General features: G+C 41.3%; 17 protein-coding genes and 2 pseudogenes. 15 read left to right on the top strand and 4 right to left on the bottom strand.

Annotated features, from left to right (window positions below; genetic code table 11):
- The first annotated feature begins 12 nt into the window (after positions 1 to 12).
- From V5G28_RS04265 to V5G28_RS04250, 4 genes are all read left to right on the top strand, one after another.
- Positions 13 to 813, top strand: a complete 801-nt coding sequence (locus tag V5G28_RS04265; RefSeq protein ID WP_336229665.1) for a hypothetical protein — start codon at positions 13 to 15, stop codon at positions 811 to 813.
- A 111-nt stretch (positions 814 to 924) separates the two neighbouring features.
- Positions 925 to 1,881, top strand: a complete 957-nt coding sequence (gene holA / locus V5G28_RS04260) for a DNA polymerase III subunit delta (RefSeq protein ID WP_336229664.1) — start codon at positions 925 to 927, stop codon at positions 1,879 to 1,881.
- Positions 1,878 to 2,771 (top strand): AAA family ATPase, encoded by an 894-nt coding sequence (locus V5G28_RS04255; protein WP_336229662.1) that lies wholly within the window; start codon positions 1,878 to 1,880, stop codon positions 2,769 to 2,771. The genes holA and V5G28_RS04255 overlap by 4 nt, the downstream gene beginning before the upstream one ends.
- Before the next feature lie 79 nt (positions 2,772 to 2,850).
- On the top strand, positions 2,851 to 3,522 hold the full coding sequence (locus V5G28_RS04250; RefSeq protein WP_336229660.1) for a hypothetical protein: 672 nt from the start codon (positions 2,851 to 2,853) through the stop codon (positions 3,520 to 3,522).
- Positions 3,523 to 3,731: 209 nt separating this feature from the next.
- On the opposite strand, the gene V5G28_RS04245 is transcribed toward V5G28_RS04250, so the two are convergent.
- Complete coding sequence (locus V5G28_RS04245; RefSeq protein ID WP_336229659.1) at positions 3,732 to 4,925, bottom strand: hypothetical protein; 1,194 nt, start codon at positions 4,923 to 4,925, stop codon at positions 3,732 to 3,734.
- 238 nt (positions 4,926 to 5,163) lie between these two features.
- Between V5G28_RS04245 and ssb the strand changes: the two genes are divergently transcribed.
- The 4 genes from ssb (at position 5,164) to V5G28_RS04225 (ending at position 8,214) form a co-directional block, all read left to right on the top strand.
- Positions 5,164 to 5,544, top strand: coding sequence for a single-stranded DNA-binding protein (ssb, locus tag V5G28_RS04240; RefSeq protein WP_336229658.1), 381 nt, complete (start codon positions 5,164 to 5,166; stop codon positions 5,542 to 5,544).
- Between the two features lie 73 nt (positions 5,545 to 5,617).
- Positions 5,618 to 6,037, top strand: coding sequence for a hypothetical protein (locus V5G28_RS04235; RefSeq protein WP_336229657.1), 420 nt, complete (start codon positions 5,618 to 5,620; stop codon positions 6,035 to 6,037).
- Positions 6,038 to 6,439: 402 nt separating this feature from the next.
- The gene (locus V5G28_RS04230) at positions 6,440 to 7,210 is read left to right on the top strand and encodes a ParA family protein (RefSeq protein WP_336229656.1); all 771 of its coding nucleotides are present in this window, start codon (positions 6,440 to 6,442) and stop codon (positions 7,208 to 7,210) included.
- Positions 7,207 to 8,214 carry a ParB/RepB/Spo0J family partition protein gene (locus V5G28_RS04225; RefSeq protein WP_336229655.1) on the top strand — a complete coding sequence of 336 codons (1,008 nt, stop codon included), beginning with the start codon at positions 7,207 to 7,209 and terminating at the stop codon, positions 8,212 to 8,214. The genes V5G28_RS04230 and V5G28_RS04225 overlap by 4 nt, the downstream gene beginning before the upstream one ends.
- A gap of 277 nt (positions 8,215 to 8,491) precedes the next feature.
- On the opposite strand, the gene V5G28_RS04220 is transcribed toward V5G28_RS04225, so the two are convergent.
- Positions 8,492 to 8,758, bottom strand: a complete 267-nt coding sequence (locus V5G28_RS04220) for a hypothetical protein (RefSeq protein WP_336229654.1) — start codon at positions 8,756 to 8,758, stop codon at positions 8,492 to 8,494.
- A gap of 132 nt (positions 8,759 to 8,890) precedes the next feature.
- Between V5G28_RS04220 and V5G28_RS04215 the strand changes: the two genes are divergently transcribed.
- Positions 8,891 to 9,247: a hypothetical protein gene (locus V5G28_RS04215; RefSeq protein WP_336229653.1), complete on the top strand. Its 357-nt coding sequence runs from the start codon at positions 8,891 to 8,893 to the stop codon at positions 9,245 to 9,247.
- A 111-nt stretch (positions 9,248 to 9,358) separates the two neighbouring features.
- On the top strand, positions 9,359 to 9,769 hold the full coding sequence (locus tag V5G28_RS04210; protein ID WP_336229652.1) for a hypothetical protein: 411 nt from the start codon (positions 9,359 to 9,361) through the stop codon (positions 9,767 to 9,769).
- An 85-nt stretch (positions 9,770 to 9,854) separates the two neighbouring features.
- Here the strand turns inward: V5G28_RS04210 and V5G28_RS04205 are convergent, their stop codons facing one another.
- A complete protein-coding gene (locus V5G28_RS04205) occupies positions 9,855 to 11,111 on the bottom strand; it encodes a ParM/StbA family protein (protein WP_336229651.1) in 1,257 nt (418 codons plus the stop codon).
- A 304-nt stretch (positions 11,112 to 11,415) separates the two neighbouring features.
- Between V5G28_RS04205 and V5G28_RS04200 the strand changes: the two genes are divergently transcribed.
- Both V5G28_RS04200 and V5G28_RS04195 read left to right on the top strand, forming a co-directional pair.
- Positions 11,416 to 12,366 (top strand): ParM/StbA family protein, encoded by a 951-nt coding sequence (locus V5G28_RS04200; protein WP_336229650.1) that lies wholly within the window; start codon positions 11,416 to 11,418, stop codon positions 12,364 to 12,366.
- Between the two features lie 41 nt (positions 12,367 to 12,407).
- Positions 12,408 to 12,710, top strand: coding sequence for a hypothetical protein (locus V5G28_RS04195; protein ID WP_041042283.1), 303 nt, complete (start codon positions 12,408 to 12,410; stop codon positions 12,708 to 12,710).
- Positions 12,711 to 12,731: 21 nt separating this feature from the next.
- On the opposite strand, the gene V5G28_RS04190 is transcribed toward V5G28_RS04195, so the two are convergent.
- Complete coding sequence (locus V5G28_RS04190; protein WP_336229649.1) at positions 12,732 to 13,274, bottom strand: hypothetical protein; 543 nt, start codon at positions 13,272 to 13,274, stop codon at positions 12,732 to 12,734.
- A gap of 752 nt (positions 13,275 to 14,026) precedes the next feature.
- On the opposite strand from V5G28_RS04190, the pseudogene V5G28_RS36580 reads away from it, so the two are divergent.
- The 3 genes and pseudogenes from V5G28_RS36580 to V5G28_RS04170 all read left to right on the top strand — a co-directional run.
- Positions 14,027 to 15,567, top strand: a pseudogene (locus tag V5G28_RS36580) (ISL3 family transposase); the annotation flags it as partial.
- A 192-nt stretch (positions 15,568 to 15,759) separates the two neighbouring features.
- A complete protein-coding gene (locus tag V5G28_RS04175) occupies positions 15,760 to 15,894 on the top strand; it encodes a hypothetical protein (protein ID WP_336229645.1) in 135 nt (44 codons plus the stop codon).
- 289 nt (positions 15,895 to 16,183) lie between these two features.
- Positions 16,184 to 16,571: pseudogene (locus tag V5G28_RS04170) on the top strand (reverse transcriptase N-terminal domain-containing protein); the annotation flags it as partial.

Below are 16,571 nucleotides of genomic sequence, written 5' to 3'. Positions count from 1 at the left end.
AAATGCAATAAAATGAAAAATAAATCCTCATATCGTAAGCCCAGGCTTAACAAAAAACAGCGAGCCTGGGTCAATAAATTTATTGCTTCTCGTCCTAACTCCCGGTTGAGTAACATTATTGAAGGACTAAGCGGCGATCGCATCGTAATTGTCGAATGGTGGGAAAGAACAAACGCAGTCATTCTTGACAGCCATACGCTTATAGAAGGCAGTCTATCGTACAAAATTGAGGTCAAACTCCGCAGGTGTGGCGTCCCCAGGCATACTGCTAAATTTGAGTACAAAATTAACCAACCAGAGAAGAAAACTGTATCCTATAAGCTTTGGGGACAACTTTCACTCTACATTCCCCAATGTTACGCTGTACATACTCCTACAAACCCTGTTGTAGTCAAACCAAAACGAAAGGTTAAAACCAAAAAACAGAAAAAATTTGTACAGCACACGCTACCTCTGCAAGGTATTACAGCAGAGCTAAATCAGATAAACATTAGGTATGGCGAACTACCAAAAAGCGAGCAAGAACTCCTATCTGAAACCACCCCCCATCTTAACCTAGATACCAATAAAGAAGTCAAACTTCCCTCTGCGATTGTCCAAATTCTTCAAGAGAAAAAAGCATCACTTGATGAGTGGGAATCGGCTATTTCTTTATATCAAGTGGGAGGTCCATCATGTGTATTGCATTACTTGGAAGGTAAGGATTCAATTCGCAAGTTTAATGGGATAAAATCTGTAGAAAATTTAAATCATCAATCAAAAGTTAAAGTCACAACTGTAAAAGTATATGATTTAGACAACTATTCGCCTTGAAGCTGCATCCTAAAAACTAGGCAAGTGGGAAGAGTTAATACTAACTCTTCTATTTTTTCAAACCACCACTTACTACTCACGTCTGATAGTTAGAAATATATCAAAATTATCATGCCTGTATACCTATACTACGGCGAGGATACCTACTCGCTCAATCAAAAAATTGACCAGTTGGTTAATCAAAATGTTTATCCGGACTGGAAAGCTTTTAACTACGTCAGATTATCTGGTAACGAGAAAAATATTGCTGCCAACGTTTTTACTGAGGTAATGACTCTTCCCTTTGGAGAAGGTAGCAAAATTGTTCATGTAGACAGCGAATATCTGATTGGAAGTTTATCAAATGAAGATAACCTAGACCTTGATAATCAGCTTTCTCAAATACCTTCAAATAGCATCCTCTTAATTACTGGTAATAACAAGCCAGATTCTCGTAGGGCAGTAGTAAAAACTATTCTAAAATCTGCTCAACAAGAGGAATTCCCTCTCGTTCCCAGTTGGGATAAAAAAGGGATAATTAATTTGATAGGGAAGTATGCAGCTGCTCATCAAGTTAAACTCACACCAGATGTAACTCATTACTTAGTCGAAGCAATTGGCAACAACACCGCACGAGCGAAGAGCGAATTCGCTCTTCTTGCTATCTACGCAGATGGAAAAACCTTAGAGCTTGAAGAAGTATCCCAGCTAGTTAGTAATAATAACACTGACTATTCAGAACTTACGATTGCTATGTTAAGAAACCATCCAAACTTAGCAATAATGCAAATATCCAAACTACTGGATAACAACGAACATCCACTCAAAATAGTAGCAACGCTCACGTCTATTTTCCGCATCTGGTTAATAACTAAAGCTGGATTAGAAGCAAAACTCGCCGAAAACAAGATTGCAGAAATCGCCGAACTGAAAAACCCCAAAAGATTGCATTACCTCAAGGATGAGGTCAAGTATGTAGCTGTTCAAAAGCTCAAAAACAGCCTCACTACACTCGTACAACTCGAAACCGAGCTCAAAACTGGAACTCATAGCTTAACTAGCAGAATTATCGAAATCTGCACCGTATGAACAATAAAACTAATCCATTTACGGAAATCATCGGACAACATACCGCCAAACTTCTGCTTACTGAAGCAATCGAACATAATAAGATTGCCCCCGCATACCTATTTACCAGTGAGATTGAAGGAGTGGGAAAAACCAAAACTGCTCTAGCATTTGCAAACACTATTGTGGGAGAAAATCATTTAGACGTCTTGCATATCAAACCGACTTCCTCCAGAAGTTTGCTGGAGGGAACATCCCCCCGGCAACTTCTCTGTGAAAACACCTCTCAACAAAAAGGTATCCCCACTATCCGGGTTGAACAGATACGAGAAGTCATTGAATTCCTCTCAACTAGCGCCATTAATAGCAACCAAAAGGTAGTAATTATCCACTCTTGCGATATGCTGCACCCCAGCGCCGCCAATACCCTTCTCAAAACCCTGGAGGAACCTAAAACTGGAACATTCATCGTTATTTCATCTCATCCCCAAAAGCTACTACCCACTATTAAAAGTAGATGCCAAATAATACCCTTTCATAGACTAACCGATGAGGAGGTTGTGTCTGTTATAAAAAACCAACAAATTGAACTAACACAAGAAATTCTGGCTATTAGTGAAGGCAGTCCCGGTCGAGGGATCGCTCACATAAAGATGTTGTTATCTATACCAAAAGCAATTGTAAGCCAACTAGAAGCACCTCCTAGCGATATCCTCAGCGCACTCAGTTTGAGTAACAGCATCTCAAGTTGGAATCACGAGACGCAGTTATGGCTACTTACTTACCTACAACACAACTGGTGGAAAAAGTTACAAAACACTCAGCTACTCGCTAAATTTACGCAGGCGAGAAACCAACTCTTGTACCACGTTAACCCTAGAAGTGTTTGGGATAGTTTACTTTTGCCATAGCCAAATACATCTATTAGCAGCAATTGCTGCCAGCTAAAAGCGTTTTTAGCTGGCAGTATTTATTTACACAAGGAATGATATGAACCAGCAGCAAAGCCTTTTTGATATTGAGCAAACTATCTGTAACAGCAAAAGCCAAAAAGCAAGTGAAATACTTACCCCCAGTACCAGAAAGATACTTCAGCTATTAACCAGCCAAGGGATTCATAAAGCTGTAACCGCCAGCTTACTTAATTTGGCAGGGGCAAGTCCTGAAATTGTTCAGTACGTTGCAGGACCAATTGTAACTCAGCAGAACGACTGGGAACAGTCAATTCCGGCTTGGGTTTGGTGTGCGATCGCTATCGATAGATTGGACGCAGCGCTAGAAGAGATAGACAAAGGGGAAATAGGAAAATTGGCTTCAAGTAGTGAGGTTTTGGCTCTCATGATGCCAATCACTTTCGAGATACCACTTTCACCAGAATGGACGGATGTCTACCTCTGGGCAAGTCATGATGCTCTTACCAAGCACAGACCCTTCAAAAACTACAATTACGATAGTCTCTGGCAAAGGATAGGAACCGACCCAATTCAGTATAAGAAAATCCGCTCCGATTATGAAACGGTAGCCAGTGATATCCGCTCCCGGGTGGTCAAACACGCGGCAAAAGAAGGATGGGGTAAAAAGTCGTTAAACAACAAACAGCCTACAGAAAAACCTCAAACCGAAAGTATCGTCCAGATAGAACAATTATCACTATTTTCATAATCAGTTTTCGTTCAAATTCTGATCTCTTCTTCTCTGTAAGGAAAGGTCGTTCTCTTTGTAGTAAAAATTACGTAATACCAATTCAAAAAATGTTTGCGACAGATAGAACCGTTATATAGGCAATCATGTGTCGCATTCTTTTTTCAAAATGGTATAAGTTCTGACACTGAAGTTATTCAAGCTTATTCACAAGTAAAAATATGAAAAATTTATACTAAACCAACACTAATATTTTTCCCTTTCAACCGACCGCACTGGTAAAAATCACGCAGGTTAGGGAAAGCTTTCTCCAAAAGCCAGTCTCGACCGACTTTTGATTCAGGAATACCAGAAGCAGCCATATAGTAACCACTCCGATAAGCAGCTACCCCTAAGCAAGGTTGTAAGCTGGATATCGCCCGTGAAGAAGCTGGGATAGCCATTAATTCATCAATATGACTAGGATGATAATTTGCTCCTACTAGCAAAAAATAAACCAAGGTATGTACCAATCGGGATAAGATAACTGCTCGGTCTTGCCAGCGTTCTAAATGAGACTTGATACGAAAGTATTCAGGGAAATTACTTTTTTCAGATTCATCAAGGAATAAATCACTATGGCTGTCTAGAAAACTGGAATCTAAGCCTAGAAACTGCTTGAGAAAAACAAGGGTATAACCCCAACGTTCATTATCCTTGGTTTGAATGGAATATGCAGCTTGAGAATACTCTGACCCGTACTTCTCTTGTAGTTGTACAACTGCTTCAGTGTCAATATCACTCCGCCAGTCAGAATTAGCAAAAAAGTCTTTTAAAACCTCTTTCAAATAACCTTTGGGAAACTGGCTAATATCTGGTGCATCATCTTCAAAATCATGTTCATAAGTGTTAATAAGAAACTTTCCTAGCTCGATTTCTAACTCTTGCTTTCTATCAACTGGTAGTAGAAATTTAGCTTCTTCTAAAGATAAAGGAAAGTCTAAATAAGGATGACCTTTCGCTAAGTAAGAACCACCCAATTGCTCTAAACTATCAAGCGCAATAGAACGGGCAAAATACTTATCTTGTGGATGTAAGTACACACCATCTAGTTCCAAGTCCACTAGCATCATTGTGATCACCAACAGGGCATACCATGATGCGTCATGCAAGCAAGTCGGTAAATTAGTAACCAAATCTACCAGCTTCAGTTCTAAGATTTCTCCCCACACGCCTATCCTAGTGGTATTAGAAACGTCACAAAAATGCTCAACATCCTCTCCTACGTAGGTTTCCCCTAACCAAGTCAGATTTTCTACCCGCAAAGGGGATGAATAGTCAGGAGCAAGTTGGCTTTGGCTATCCTCATCAGATTGTATCCACATCAAAGCCAGAAGAATCAGCTTACAAATATTTACTCGCTTCAGGAGAAGATATTCAGGCATAAATAATTACTTATATTACTTAAATAAATATCACTTATAGCCATACCACCATAGCACAAAGTAACTTTCCATCCCTTGGTAAAAACCACGATTTTAGGAAAAACAAGGACGAAGAATAACCACCTATGACTGTGGAGTAAAAAGGGTGTGATTGAAGAAAAAACAACTCGTCAAGTAATAAATCCTGAAGGAACTTTTGCTAACGCAGTCAGAAAAAAAGTAAATCAATTCTTGCGATATGAACTATATCAACAAAGTCATGCTAATTGGCAGATGCGGACAAGACCCGGAGCTAAAGTATTTCGAGTCCGGTGCGGTTAAAGCTAGTATTAGCCTCGCTGTCAGACCTCCCTACAGAAGCGAACAAGCCCTTTGGTTTGACCTTGTAGCATGGGGACACATCGCAGAAGTTATCAATAACTACGTTCGTAAAGGAACCCAGATTGCAATAACTGGTGAGTTTGGGTTTGACCGTTGGGCAGATAAAAATTCTGGTACCATGCGCCAAAAACCCGTAATCACAATTAACGCGATCGAGTTATTAGGTTCACCCCGTAAGGAAGAATCTACATCTACTTCTGCACCAAACGAACAGGCTTTTGCTAACGCCAATTTCTAGAAAAGTACTTTTCGCCTACGACGAATACTGTGTAGGCGAAAAACCATCTACTAAATCTACAAACTACAAGAACATGATTAATGCTACTAGCACTGTACGAATTAAGTCTGTAAATCAAACCCACGATAAAGAAGGAAGTTTGATTGCTTTCGGAATTGCCGAATTCTATTACCGGGGAAGAGAGGGAGTTGTCGCTGATGAGATACCCTACCGTTCCAAGGGCGCACCAGCCGTCATCATCAACTCTAAAGGGGTAGGCATACATGGTACGGCGGAAGGGTATATTGACCAGCAGGTTGATATAAGAGAAAACTACAAGGAAAAGATTGCGACGCTTGTAATCAGAAACTTTGTATCAGCAGAACCAATCAGCGAACTAGTACAACGCGACAGCAATGCTCATTCACCTGAAACACCCGAATTTGCTAAGGAATTGCTTGAAGATAATATTACTTCAACGGATGAAGAATTCGACTCTAAGCCTCCTTTCTAAGATGAGTAGTTAAAAATAGTGCTAGTACAGACAAGCTCGATTGTTTGTATTAGCATATTTTTTTTACAGAAAGCCAGAATAAAAAACCACAGTTTGATAAAATCGCGCTATATGGTTTAAAAAATCGCTTCAGCTTATATGATATGTAACGCGAACAATTAAGTTTTTTACTAGCAACGGTACTAAACCCTGATTCTGTCGTTGTCAATACTTTTCGCGCATTTCTTTACGGTCGAGCGATTTTTTCACTTCTCTTAACTCTTGCACAAACAATTAAGTTCTTAACTGTCACACATAAATACCCTGGAAATATAATACTCTCATACGGTAAGGGTTTTCGGGCGCGTGTGACAATTAGTTTTGAACCCAATTCCCAACTTTTGAACCCAATTCCCTAGTAACATGACATCAACCAAAATAATTGCCAGTTTCAACCAGTCAGGTGGAGCCGCCAAAACGACCATTACACATAACCTCGGTTATCACCTTGCCCAAAAACACCGGGTACTGCTTGTAGATATGGACCCGCAGGCATCGCTAACAGCTTTTATGGGTTTAGAGTCCGTAAAACTTGAAATTGGGCAAACTGTCTATAGTGCGATCGCCGAAGAAACTCCCCTATATATATGGGAAAAACCCATTCACGGGATGCACCTCGTACCAACAAATATCCAATTAGCAGGTGCAGAGCAAAAAATTCTTACTGACCTGACAATTGACAACCGACAAAGGCTCAAACTCGCGCTAGAAGATGTACTTGACAAGTATGATTATATTTTGATTGACTGTCCGCCTTCTCTTGGAATACTAAGTATTATGAGCTTAGTAGCGGCAACACATATTGTTATTCCAGTCGAAACTCAGTATAAGTGCTATCTCGGCACCAACCAACTGCTGGAAACAATCGCTCGGATCAAAAAAGGAGGACACAAAAAAGTACAAATCGCTTGTTTTATTCCGACTAAATACGATAGTCGCAACCTCCAAGACACAGGAATACTGGAAGAGATTAAAAAGCAAGTAGGAGAGCGTATACACATCACGAATCCCATTCCCAAATCAACCGCTTTTCCTGATGCCGCCCAGGCACATCTGCCACTTGCACTATACAAGAAAAACCACCCTGCCGTTAGCACACTGGAAGAAATTACAAAATATATAACTCAGCTATGAGCCAAAAACGCGAACTCGAAAAACTAACCGGACTCGATAATTTATTTGGTTTGGAAGAGGAACAGCCTTCATCAGATTTTAAAAGCACTTTACCCATTGCCGAAATTACTCTTCCATCCAGCCAGCCTCGTCGTTATTTCGACCCCTTAAAACTTCAATCCCTAGCTGATAGTATCAAACAGGAAGGCTTACTCGAACCTATCGTTGTCCGACCAGTTGGTGAAGTACATGAACTCGTGGCTGGTGAACGCCGTCTTAAAGCTTGTGAAATTGCTGGACTAATAGATATTCCCGTCCGCATTATCGAGTGTGACGAGAAAACAGCACTTCGTATCCGACTCGTAGAAAACCTCCAACGGGAAGAACTCAACGCTTTTGAGGAAACTATCGGTATATTATCGCTAATTTCTACTGAGTTGGAAGTTGAGTCAAATATGGTGGTTTCTCTGCTATATCAGATGAACAATGACGCGAAGGGAAATTCTAACCATAACGTTATGGTTAGTGACGAAGCCCAAGTTATTCAAAGGATATTCTCACAATTGGGCAAGATATCCTGGCAGTCGTTTGTTGCTAACCGCCTTCCCTTGCTCAAACTTCCTCCAGATATCCAAGCCGTATTAGAGCAAGGAAAAATCGAGTACACTAAGGCACAATTAATCGCCCGGCTCAAGGATGATTCAAAACGGCAAGATTTCTTAAATAAAGCGATTGAGGAAAATCTGTCACTGTCTGAAATCAAAGAGAAAATAGGAGATATTCTTCAAACTCAGGATGAGAAAAAGCCACTATCTCGCAAACAAGAAGAAAAAGAGAAAACAGACAGAATATACAAAGCACTCAAAAAGAGTAAAATCTGGGACGATGAGAAAAAGCTAAAAAAAATTAATAAGCTTTTTGCCCAAATTCAAGAGCTTTTAGAAGAATCTAACATAGATAAAGTTTCATCGGTGGAGAATAGTCTAGTGGCAGATAATGGCTTAGAAAAGGAACTTGATGGTTAGAAGTTAACTCATGGGTTAAGTAGGCATTGTCAAGTATGTGAACTAAGCCGTAGGGTGATTTTTTGCATTGCCTGTTGACAAGTATTTATTGACCAAAAATTGGTTTAACAAGACAGAGAAATAACATTACCATACCCTTCAATCAACAAAGGCTTACGTATTGGAATTGCACAAGTTACCTAACACGCACGCTTCGACTATGCAATTCCAATGCGCAAGTTTTTGGTATCTGGCTATCTAACGCATGCGTGAAACTGTTTCAAAGGCGCTATCCAGTTTAAAGATGGAGGTTTTCTCGTTCGTACAAACAACTGGTTAGAAACCAAGATTTGTCGTCGAACTGATGGTAGTTGGTACTGGAACAGTGAACATATTGCTCGTCCGGAGCGGAAGACACATATAAGCGATGAGGAGCGGGGATACCCTGATAGTTGGGAATATGAAAGCTGGGAATGGAAATCACTATTACGTCTAAATCTACATCTACAAATCCATAAAAACCGTAAGCAATTAAACACGCTTGCGGTTTTTTTTCACCATTCACTCAATTTGCCCAAAGTAAAAACTGCTACTAACGTAGAAAAAATTCTGCTCCAAAAATCGTATGGAGCAATGATAAAAAGCACTAAAGCTTACGCTAATTCTCTAAGAAATATCTATCGTACAAGAGATAACTATGGCTACTAAAACCAAGAAAGTTAGCTTAATTGATGACAGCGCAATGGGCATTTACCAGATTGCTGACTACAATGAGCGCAAGCTCAAGGCAGTCTACTATGGATTGCAGGAAACCTGGGGCAAGACCATCCAAGCGCAGTCTCAAATTAACTGGAACAAAGCCCAATGGAATGAGTTCAAATCTCGGTTTGTTGCAACATTCGGTACTATCAAAAATCCCAGGTACAACGTAGAACAAATGATTGAGTATTCTATCAAGCACTTTAACAAAGGGCTAAAAGAACTACTCGAAGTCAACAAAAGGACTTGGAAACAACGCGAACGCTGGAAACAACAAGAAACTGCAGACGCTTAATCAATAAGTCTACATGGTAAGGAAATCTCACTCGTGTCTTGAGTGGGATTTCTTTTTCTTTACACGGGCATACGCCCAGCATTCCCGAAAAAACTCATCTAGGAGACAATTATGGCTGGCTTAAAATCTACTAAAACCCAAGCTATTGTAATCGATGATTCGGCTATGGAGCAATTCAAAGTTGAGTCATTTGATGTGCGGAAGTACAATGCAATTTTCTACTCCATCCGAGATTTGTACGGACGCGAATCACAACGACAATTAGGGGCTGACAATTTCGACTGGGCAGCGTTTAAAGCACAGTTTGAAATATGCTTTGGTCGTCCCGAAGACCGCCGTTACACCATCGAACAGTTGTTAATATTCGCACAAAAAAAGTTCAACATGGGTTTGGAAGACTTGTTGGTATACAACCGCAAGTCTTGGAAACGTCGTGAAGAACAGCAGAAGAAATATGCCGAGATGGATGCTCCCACTGTAACTGATAACTCCACCGAAACCACTGACAATATTTCCAACTAAACAAGATTCAGCTAGAGCGCAACTGTTCCGCACAGCCATGTTCTAGCTGATTTTTTTTAACCCACTACTCTACATCTACAATAATTCAAGCATTTTCGTTAACTCTTATAAAAACATTGGGGCGGGAAACAGGCGTAAAATCAAATTTAGAAAAAGGGTCGTCTATGGTTGTAGTTGTACTATCACCTGCACTAACTCCAGAAGATTCAGCTAAAACCACTACTTCAGAGCGCGCATAACCAGTCAGTTTATCAAACTGAATAATTATATGCTGGTGCAACGCGTAGACATCCACCATTCGATTACCCATGCCAGAAGATATCTCATCAGGGATAAAAATGTCGGCGTGCCAGGATACGTTAATCCCCTCTTTTTGGAAGTAAGCGTCTATTTCTGGGCGAATGTAATCAGCAGTCCCTCCACAAAAGACCAGTTCCTCGATATCTTCATCCATTTTTGAGCGCAACCACCTCACAATCACACGCCAATACTCATCTCTGGCAAGCAATAAAGCCTTAGACATCAACTCGCCATCAATTTGAACCTCCTCGCGTTTGCGCTTGCGCGAGAGTTTTTGAAGCACCTGGGGGTCACAACTAACCCCAGCTTCTACCAACACCTCGACAATATTGGGATTATCAGGGCTTAGTCCCGATACCTTAGAAGTGAAATTGTTTACCAGCCAAGACATACCGAAATTACTAGTTATTCCCGCACTCGGAATGCCACCTTGAACAGTGAAAATACTCGCGTTGCGATAACCAAGCATCACGTACATCGAAGCAGGCATATTCTCGTCAAGCACCCTCCTGCGGTGGAAAAATACCCCACTACCCTCAGAAGCTGCATCATAACGAAGCATTTTCACTCGCATCTTACCCGCTGGCGTATCAAACCCTCGAAATGCATCCTTCAAGCGAACTTGTAACTGTTCGGAGTCTTGCACCTCCCCCGGCGGCAGCAGGATACTCAAGTAAGCTGCAACATCGTTATCAAAGTTCAACTTCTCCTTCGCTAGCCAGATTGCACCGCATATCTTGGGGACTGCTAGCTCGTATTTAAGTTCTTTTAGTTGCGATATACCCCCGAAACGACGGCGGGCAAGTTCTCCTAAAGCGCAATACTCACCACCTATTCCTACCCAAGCACGAGAAGAGGGGTTACCTTCTGCTTCAACACTTTCAACCGAAGCCTTAGCAACATCAGCTACTTCTGAATCTAAAAGTAAGACCACAGGCTTTCCTTCAGGGTACTCTTGCACAATAGCCTTGGTTTTACTTGCACCCATGTCTATCGTGATGACTATCTTTTTTAAATCTGGTTTCCCCTTGGTCTTAGACATATATAAAGGTTTAAATTAATCTCTACTATTGCTTACAATTTAACCGTTGCCAGTATTATCTTGGTATAGAAAAAAGCCTTCTTTACAACAGCATTACGCTGTTTTAGAAAAAATTTTACAATCACGAATTATGAGATTCTTTAACCGACGATATTTTAATTTTTAATGGGGTATAAATAGGGGCTATAAATACCCCAAAAATTTTTCAAAACTTTTTCGGTAAAATTAACTCCTACAAGGGATGTATATGGGGTTCTCTTGGGTATATTAAACTTATTGAGGCTTTATACCCCACTTGACCCCTATGAGTTCTAAGAACATTCACGCGAATCAAAAGATTTTTTGTGCGGGTTTTGATAATGGCTATGGTAGCGTCAAACTGTTAGTCGATGGTTTTGATGTCGTTAGAATTCCAAGTTACATCTCACGAGAAGAAATGGAAGATGTACCCGGTCGGGTGGTTTTTAATGGTAATGCCTACACTGTTGGTGAGTCGGCTTTCCGCACTGGGTATTATTTTGAGCGTAATACAGATAATAATATCAATAAAGTCAACAATGCCCTTATCACTTTATTGGGTGCATTCGCTCATTTGCCATATCGTAAGGTTTGGCACTTAAAGCTAGTTGTCAGTTTACATGATGTTGCTTTCACTCAGAATTGTGTCAAAGTACTCAATGGTGAATATCAACCAATGCTCGCTGGCAAGCTATCTGATGTTAAAGTAGAAGTTCTCAAAGTCGTACCTGAAGGTATGGGTGCTTTATTTGGTAGAAAGCTGCCCAAAAAGTTAACTGTCGTAGATTTTGGGAATGGTACAACACTTTATTCTCGTTACAATCAAGGTAAAAGAGAAGTACATACCCCCTACGCTGCTGGAGTGGAAGTTCTCATCGGTGAGATTGCTAAGAAGATGAAACATCTCAACGGTGGTAAGCTTGGGGACTTATCGAAAATTCGCTTTTGCCTTGAAATGGGACATACCAAATACAGCCGTGATATTGATATCAAAGAAGTATACACCACTTGTCTGAAAGATTGGTATGAAAGCTATCTGAAAAAACCTGTTAATCTTGCCCTTGATGCCAAACACCAAGGCGATGAGATTTGGGCTATTGGTGGTGGTTGCTTGCTTCCTGGGTTTAAAAAACTGCTTATACAAAATGGGTTTGAAATTCTAGAAAATCCGGTAGAGGCTAATTCATATGGACTATTGCAAATGGCTAAAGCAATTGTAATGACGGTTAACAGTTAACAGTCAACCGTCAACAGTGAACAGTGAAGCACCAATTTAACATGATTTCTCAGCAAGATAAAACTCCAGAAAAAGTCCGAATCAAAGATAGCTACCGCGAGCGTATATTTGCAGAATCGCAACGATTAGGTAAAAGTTATCTTGAGACGCTTTACTTTATTGTTGATTGCTACTTTGCGTTTAAGCAGGGTGTATTACCAGTACAGTCTACAGTAGTTAACACCCATACAACCCCCATACAACAAAATCAGCCCACTGTTGATGATTCAACTTATACCTCAAATGACCCCCAAGTTGAATCAGAAGATGGTGAGGAAACTTTTACGCTGGATTGGGAATTGTGAATGAGTTTAGACAGAGTTTTCTCATTCTAAACGAAACCCCGCATCAACTTCTATATCTGCTTTGGCAATTAGGTCATCCTCATCGTCATCAAAAAAATCGTCATCATCGTCTGAAGCTTCCCCTTCATCCAAGTCTGCTGACACCGACACTTCAGTTGCTGCAGCAGATTCAACGGAAGCAGGTTCACTCAAACCAAAAAAAGACTCTTTTGGAGGAACCAAGTTAGCAGTTGTAAGAGTTGCACCCATTGAAGGAACTCCATTATAAGGTTGAACTAGCACTACTTGGGCAAGTCCCTCCATTCCAAATGCCCGTTTTAACTTGACTATCTCGGCTTCTAAATCCGCGATCGCATCCAAAACGCAGGAGTGTAGTTCTTCTCCCCGCACGCCAGCTTTACGTAAGTAATACGGTTTATATCGCGGCATGATAGCTGCCATTGCCAAATCGCTCCCTCCCTCTTCACTCTCCTTGATATACTCCAGCACCTTACCTTCAAGTGTTGACTTTTTCCTTATCACCGTCAGCATCACCGATGACTCTAAATCTTTCTTTCTTGGCATAAATCTTAATAAAATGGGGATTCTCAGCAATTTATTTGTAATTAACACTACAATAACCTACTGATGAGAGTTGTGCCATACCCTACTCTTATCCAACTCTTACTCAGTTATTACTCCACTCTCCAAAAATAAGGTAATTAACAACTAAATGTATATTTAAGTTTATTATTTTAGTTGAAATATCATTCAACAGGGGAAGAGTAAGGTAAAAGTTAAGCCGTACTATACTCGGAGTATTTTCCTACCTTATTCCTAGATATCATGACTTGGGTAAACATGACTGAACTTCGCCCAGAACCCACTCTGTAGCTGGATTTGCGCTCGGTCGCACCCTCTCCCTAAAGGAATTGCCCTACGGTGAAGTCCCAGTTTTGAAACAAGGTATGTTTAGTAGGGTCATTTTTACATTGCCTACTTTCTCAATAACTTTATTTTATTGAAAATAGTTTTGACACTGCACGCCCTCGGATGCAGTATATAGCACTACAATTGTCTTATGACTGCGATCACGTGAGTGTAATGCGAGATTTGCCCAGGGCTGTGATTTGAATCATAAAATAAACTTTCAACTCACAATATGCTTCAGAAAGCATTAACCATTTTATGGGTTCTTGGCAACTTTTGGTGATCTAGGTTGGGGGAAGGCAGAGGGCAGAGGGCAGAGGGCAGAAGGCAGAAGGAAGAAAGATATAATTGAGATACTTCAAACTTGACTCCATCAAACATTTGAGGAATAAGCCGAAGCTTGCCCTATGTCGGTGCTAACTCACCTATTACCAGATTCAACCAATCTGAAACTTGAGAATTGCCAACTTGACGAGATAAAGACGAAGATTTGGTTGATTGTTTGCGCCATCAGTAGAGTAGTTAATTGTCCAGTTTGTAACCAACCAACTCATAAAATTCATAGTCGCTATGAACGCTTCTTAGCAGACTTACCCTGGGCTGATTACAGTATTACTTTACAGTTAAGGGTGCGGAAGTTTTTTTGCATTAACACTTTATGTAAACGGCGCATTTTCACCGAAAGGCTGACCAATGTAACTGCACCTTGGGCGCGAAGGACTCTGCGTTTAGCTCAACGACTAAGTGCGATTGGTTTAGCGAATGGTGGTGCAGCAGGGGGAAGGCTCTCGGAGCAATTGGGGATAAAAGTTTCTCGCAACACACTATTAAATTTAGTCCGCTCAATCCCACTGCCACCAATCGTAACGCCACATACTCTTGGGGTAGATGACTTCTGCTGCGCGTAAATGTAAGACTTACGGCACAGCACTAATTGACCTGGAACGCAGCCGACCAATTGCTCTACTCAAAGATGCAAAGGCTGAAACCTTGGCAGAATGGTTAAAAGCTCATCCCGGTGTCAAAGTCGTCTCACGAGATCGGTCAAAAACTTATGAAAGTGGTATTCGCCAAGGCGCGCCAGAAGCCATTCACGTTGCAGACCGCTTTCATCTATTGCAAAACTTATCTCAAACGCTTGAGCAAGTATTTGGTACTCACGCCAAAGCACTAAAAGAAGTGGAAAAACAAGTCTTTAATACTGATACTAAAGTGCTAAAAGAAGTGGAAACAGCACACAACCTTTCCCTAATTGCTGAGGCGAATCCCTGCCCAGTTGTGCCAAGGTTTCCCCAAAACACATCTTTAAAAAGAAAAGTCCAATCCGCCAAGGCGCGGGACAGACGCAGGGACATCCATGAGCAAGTTTGGAGCTTACGGTCTGTTGGCTTATCAGTGCAAGCAATCGCTCAAGAACTGGGAGTTGCTAAAAATACCGTATCTAATTACTTGCGTAGCTCAACTTTTACCGAACGTCGCTTTCCGTAGCGACCAAGGTCTCAGTCTTCTCAACCCTTATCATGATTACCTCCTCAGTCGCTGGAATAGCGGCCACTACAACACCCAAGAACTGTTTGAGGAAATTCGCGCCTGCGGCTATATCGGTAGTTATGCCACGGTCAATCGCTTCACTCGGCAACTAGGACCTTGCCCGGATTTGAACCAGTAAAAGGTTCAAGAAAAAACACTTCCCCCAGGGTAAGCTCTTGTTCCCATCGTCCTCTCACCCCCAGTCGCGTCACTGCTTTAGTCTTGCAACGACCGGAACTAACAGAGCCGGTCGGAGCGTGAAGCAATCGCTCGACTACAAACAGCCCATTCTGATTTGGAGTCAGCTATTGAACTAGCTCAACAGTTTGCATTTCTTGTGCGTCAACGCCTGCCTAGAGAGCTCGATGCTTGGTTAGACAAAGCTAAAAACAGCTCGGTTTCTTTGTTGCGCTCCTTCTGCCCTCTGCCCTCTGCCTTCTGCCTTTCCCCCAAGCGAGATCACCAAAAGTTGCCAAGAACCAAATTATGATTCAAGTGCGATTCGTTGTTAAGTGAATCACGGTAATCAGTCCGTAAATAGCTTAACCAACCAGCAATGGTTGAACTCTCAGAAGGATGAAGGTGAAAATTCTACCAGCAAGATTCAGGCGTGACTCCTTATCTGCCCACAGTGACCGAACTCGGAATTTCGGAGGCTGAAGCTGGGAACAGGGCGCAATCAGACGACTGTTATGGGCGGACACTGGTGCTAACGGGGAGTTCCTACGGTAAAACAGAAGCCTAGAAAAGTAACCTAATAATAAGCAGGACATAACCCTAAAACCCGACTTTATCAGAGTCTATCCCCGCTGCATTTCCGAATGATAGCAGCAAGAATCTAGGGGATTTGATGGTTAAATTGGCACTACCTAATGGAACAATCAATCATCTGAGGGAACGAATAAAAACGAATTAAGAGTCTTGGGGAGGTCGAATCCCAGGTAGGTAAGACGAGATACGGAAATCCTTTGAGTCGGGTAGGATGCGAAGTAATTTTCGCAAGGTATTCAGAAAACACTGTCCGGGAGCAGAGCATGATTAGGCACAGTCAACGGCTAGTGAATCTTGGAAGAATTTACCGTGGAAGAAATTTCGACGCAATTTATTCCGCCTACAAAGAGAGTGTTCAAAGCAGTTCGAGCAGGTGACAAGCGCAAAGCTTTGTCTTTGCAAAAACTTATTCTGAAATCTAAAGCGGCTAGATTACTGGCTATTCGTCAAGTAACACAGCTAAATGCTGGAAAGAAAACAGCAGGTATCGATGGCAAAAAGTCCTTTACATTTGAAGAGCGCTTTCAGCTTGAAGAACTGCTAAGAGCATCAAGTAACAATTGGAAACACCAAAAGTTACGCAGTATACCTATCCCTAAAAAAGATGGCAGTACCAGAATGCTCAAAATTCCCACTATTGCGGATAGATGC

Origin of the sequence: Scytonema sp. PRP1 (assembly GCF_036697665.2) — a bacterium.
GTDB classification, from domain to species: Bacteria; Cyanobacteriota; Cyanobacteriia; order Cyanobacteriales; family Nostocaceae; genus Kalymmatonema; species Kalymmatonema gypsitolerans.
This window is presented reverse-complemented; position numbering and strand designations above follow the sequence as displayed.

What these genes read in the sequence shown, in the direction of transcription:
- V5G28_RS04195 (WP_041042283.1), top strand. Translation starts at nt 12,408, where the DNA reads ATGATTTCTCAGCAAGATAAAACTCCAGAAAAAGTCCGAATCAAAGAT.
- V5G28_RS04210 (WP_336229652.1), top strand. Translation starts at nt 9,359, where the DNA reads ATGGCTGGCTTAAAATCTACTAAAACCCAAGCTATTGTAATCGATGAT.
- V5G28_RS04215 (WP_336229653.1), top strand. Translation starts at nt 8,891, where the DNA reads ATGGCTACTAAAACCAAGAAAGTTAGCTTAATTGATGACAGCGCAATG.
- V5G28_RS04265 (WP_336229665.1), top strand. Translation starts at nt 13, where the DNA reads ATGAAAAATAAATCCTCATATCGTAAGCCCAGGCTTAACAAAAAACAG.
- V5G28_RS04255 (WP_336229662.1), top strand. Translation starts at nt 1,878, where the DNA reads ATGAACAATAAAACTAATCCATTTACGGAAATCATCGGACAACATACC.
- ssb (WP_336229658.1), top strand. Translation starts at nt 5,164, where the DNA reads ATGAACTATATCAACAAAGTCATGCTAATTGGCAGATGCGGACAAGAC.
- V5G28_RS04200 (WP_336229650.1), top strand. Translation starts at nt 11,416, where the DNA reads ATGAGTTCTAAGAACATTCACGCGAATCAAAAGATTTTTTGTGCGGGT.
- V5G28_RS04225 (WP_336229655.1), top strand. Translation starts at nt 7,207, where the DNA reads ATGAGCCAAAAACGCGAACTCGAAAAACTAACCGGACTCGATAATTTA.
- V5G28_RS04205 (WP_336229651.1), bottom strand. Translation starts at nt 11,111, where the DNA reads ATGTCTAAGACCAAGGGGAAACCAGATTTAAAAAAGATAGTCATCACG.
- holA (WP_336229664.1), top strand. Translation starts at nt 925, where the DNA reads ATGCCTGTATACCTATACTACGGCGAGGATACCTACTCGCTCAATCAA.
- V5G28_RS04250 (WP_336229660.1), top strand. Translation starts at nt 2,851, where the DNA reads ATGAACCAGCAGCAAAGCCTTTTTGATATTGAGCAAACTATCTGTAAC.
- V5G28_RS04190 (WP_336229649.1), bottom strand. Translation starts at nt 13,274, where the DNA reads ATGCCAAGAAAGAAAGATTTAGAGTCATCGGTGATGCTGACGGTGATA.
- V5G28_RS04230 (WP_336229656.1), top strand. Translation starts at nt 6,440, where the DNA reads ATGACATCAACCAAAATAATTGCCAGTTTCAACCAGTCAGGTGGAGCC.
- V5G28_RS04235 (WP_336229657.1), top strand. Translation starts at nt 5,618, where the DNA reads ATGATTAATGCTACTAGCACTGTACGAATTAAGTCTGTAAATCAAACC.
- V5G28_RS04245 (WP_336229659.1), bottom strand. Translation starts at nt 4,925, where the DNA reads ATGCCTGAATATCTTCTCCTGAAGCGAGTAAATATTTGTAAGCTGATT.